At 73.7% G+C, this 2,906-nt stretch carries 2 protein-coding genes; both read right to left on the minus strand.

Annotation, left to right across the window (positions count from 1 at the left end; genetic code table 11):
* Nucleotides 1-67: 67 nt before the first annotated feature.
* Complete coding sequence (locus FH969_RS15355) at nucleotides 68-241, minus strand: hypothetical protein (RefSeq protein ID WP_180359829.1); 174 nt, start codon at nucleotides 239-241, stop codon at nucleotides 68-70.
* A gap of 41 nt (nucleotides 242-282) precedes the next feature.
* Nucleotides 283-2,906, minus strand: a 2,624-nt coding sequence (locus FH969_RS14695; RefSeq protein WP_139987931.1) for a DEAD/DEAH box helicase, incomplete at its 5' end; no start/stop codon positions are given.

A 2,906-nucleotide genomic window follows, 5' to 3' on the forward strand; every position in this document is an offset into this window, starting at 1 on the left:
AATGGTTGCGAGCGGTCGGTTGCGACCGGGGAACTCCTCGCACCCAAGGGGTCCCCCGGTCAGCCGATCAGCGGCTCGCTCCCTTGCGCGGCTTGAGGAAGACGTCGGGTTCGCGCTTTTCGCGCTTGGCCGCTTGCTTTTCCTTGATCGACAGCTGAGCGACCTTTTTCGCTCCACGTGTGGTTGGTGACTTACCGGGCATCAGAACTCGCTTCCCCCATTTGGAGCCGGGCTGCTCCACCCCGAGCGTAAGTCGCGTGCGTCCGTGGCCTGGGCGGCCGGCTACGCGAGCAGCTCCCGGACGTCCTGGGCCGTGAGGCGACCCACCGCCCCGGCGTCCCCGCGCCGCCTGGGCGAGGCGACGCCGTCGGGCATCGCGTCGGTCCCGCCGAGCTCGCCGCTCGAGCCCAGCACGCCCGCGACGAGCGCGCGCTTGCTCTCCTGCAGCGCCATGACCTTCTCCTCGATGGTGTCGGTGGCGACCATCCGGTACACGAGCACGGGCCGGGTCTGCCCGATCCGGTGCGCACGGTCCACGGCCTGCGCCTCCGCGGCCGGGTTCCACCACGGGTCCGCGAGGACGCAGTAGTCGGCCATCGCGAGGTTGAGCCCCACGCCGCCGGCCTTGAGGCTGATGAGGAACACGGGCTGGTCGCCCTCGGCGAACGAGCGGATCACCTCGGCGCGGCGCGTGGTCGAGCCGTCGAGGTAGGCGTAGCGCAGCCCGTCGGCGTCCAGGCGGGCGGCGATCTTGCCGAGGTAGCGCGTGAACTGCGAGAACACGAGGACGCGGTGACCCTCGTCGGCCGCCTCGCGCAGCAGGGGCATGAGCTCCTCGAGCTTCGAGGACGGGACGCCGGCGTACTCCTCGTCGACGAGCGAGGCGTCGATCGCGAGCTGGCGCAGCCGGGTGAGCGCGCTGAGCACCTCGACGCGGTTGTGCTCCATGTCCTGCACGAGCCCGAGCACGCGCTGCCGCTCGCGCTGCAGGTGGCGCGCGTACACGCGGCGGTGCGCGGGATCGAGCTCGACGCGCAGCACCTGCTCCTGCTTCGCCGGCAGGTCCGGGGCGACCTGCTCCTTCGTGCGGCGCAGGAGGAACGGTGCGATCCGACGGCGCAGCCGCAGCAGCAGGTCGGCGCCGTTGCCTCGCTCGATCGGGGCCGCGTAGAGCTCGTGGAACTGCTGCGGCGTGCCGAGCAGCCCGGGCGCCGCGAGCGCGAACATCGCCCACAGCTCGGTGAGGTCGTTCTCCATCGGCGTGCCCGTGACCGCGAACGTGACGTGCGCCGGGGTCGTCTTCGCCAGGGCGAACGCCTTGGACTGGCGGTTCTTCACGTTCTGCGCCTCGTCGAGCACGAGGCCCGCCGGTCGGAGCGCCGCGTAGTCATCGTGCTCGAGCCGGAACAGCGCGTAGGAGGTGACGAGCACGTCCGCGTTCGCGGCGAGCGCCGCGATGCTCTCCCGGCGGCGTGCGGCGGTCGCGGTCACGACGGCGACGCGCAGCCCGGGCGTGAACCTCGCCGCCTCCGCGGCCCAGTTGGGGACCACCGACGTGGGTGCGACGACGACGAACGGGCCGTGCTCGCCGTCGGGCGCGGCGTCGGGCGTGGCGTGCTGTGCCACATCGGGCTGCGGCTGACTGATCTGGGGCGTCCCGGACGACGGCGCGTTCTCCTTCCAGTCCTGGATCATCGCGAGCACCTGGAGGGTCTTGCCCAGGCCCATATCGTCGGCGAGCACGCCGCCCAGACCGTTGCGGCGCAGCCGTGCGAGCCACTCGTAGCCGGTCCGCTGGTAGGGCCTCAGGTCGGCCCGCAGGCCGACGGGCAGCGCGGGCGTCTCGCTCTCGTCGGTGGTCGCCGCACGGAGGCGGTCGAGCCACTCGCACGCCTGGCGGTCGATCTCGCCGAGCGCGAGCAGCTCCTCCCACCAGGACAGGTCGAGCCGGCTCATCCGCAGCGCGCCCGTGCGGCGGCGGTCCTGCAGCGCGCGTCCCTCCTCCAGCAGCGTCCGCAGCTGGTCGAGCTCGGGCCGGTCCAGGCTGACGAACCCGCCGTCCTCGAGAAAGAGTGTCTTCTCCCCGCGGGCCAGCGCGGTGATGACCTGGCCGACCGGCACCTCGCGCTCGGCGACCCGCAGGCGCACCTCGAGGTCGAGCCAGTCGCGGCCCGCGGGCGTGACGTCGACGGCGATCTCGGGCTCGCCGAGGTCGCGGAACGTGGGGACGTCCTCGGGCAGGTCGAGCGCGACGCCGTCGACGGCCCGCAGCGCGGGCACCACCTGCTCGAACAAGGCCACGACGGCGTGCCCCGAGACCACCATCTCCTCCAGCGGTGTCCGGTCGGGTGCGAGGAGCGGGGGCAGCGCCGTCATGGCGGCGCCCGCGCGGACGAGCAGGGCGTGCTCGGCCCCGGCGTCGCGGCCGGTGTCCCGCGGATCGGGCGGCAGCGTCGCGGTGCGGGCGAAGGCGTCGTCCGCAGGGCCGTACCGCCACTCGGCCTCGACGGAGGCGCGCGGCGTGCTGCCGATCGCGGCGAAGAGCAGTCGGATCCGCACGACGAGGGTCGGCGCGGGCGGCGGGGCGGGCTCCCACCCGCTCGTGCGCAGCACGGCACGCGGCAGGCGGGGCAGGATCGTGCGCTCGAACAGCGAACGCTCCGCGACCGGCACGGTGACACGGCCGCTGCGGCGCAGGTCGAGCCACTCGCGCGACGCGGGCACCTGCAGGGGCACGAGGGTGAGGGTGTCGCGCGCGTCCCGGCCCACGACGCCGTGCGGCGGCAGGCCGAGCAGCAGGATCGAGCGCAGGTCGGCCTCGCTCGTGATGACCGCCTCGAGGTGGAGGTCGCCGGGGTCGCCGTCGCGCGCGCCGTCGTGGTGCTCGTCCTCGCCGGCCTCGCCGG

It is taken from the genome of Miniimonas arenae, assembly GCF_006351005.1.
Classification (GTDB): Bacteria; Actinomycetota; Actinomycetes; order Actinomycetales; family Beutenbergiaceae; genus Miniimonas; species Miniimonas arenae.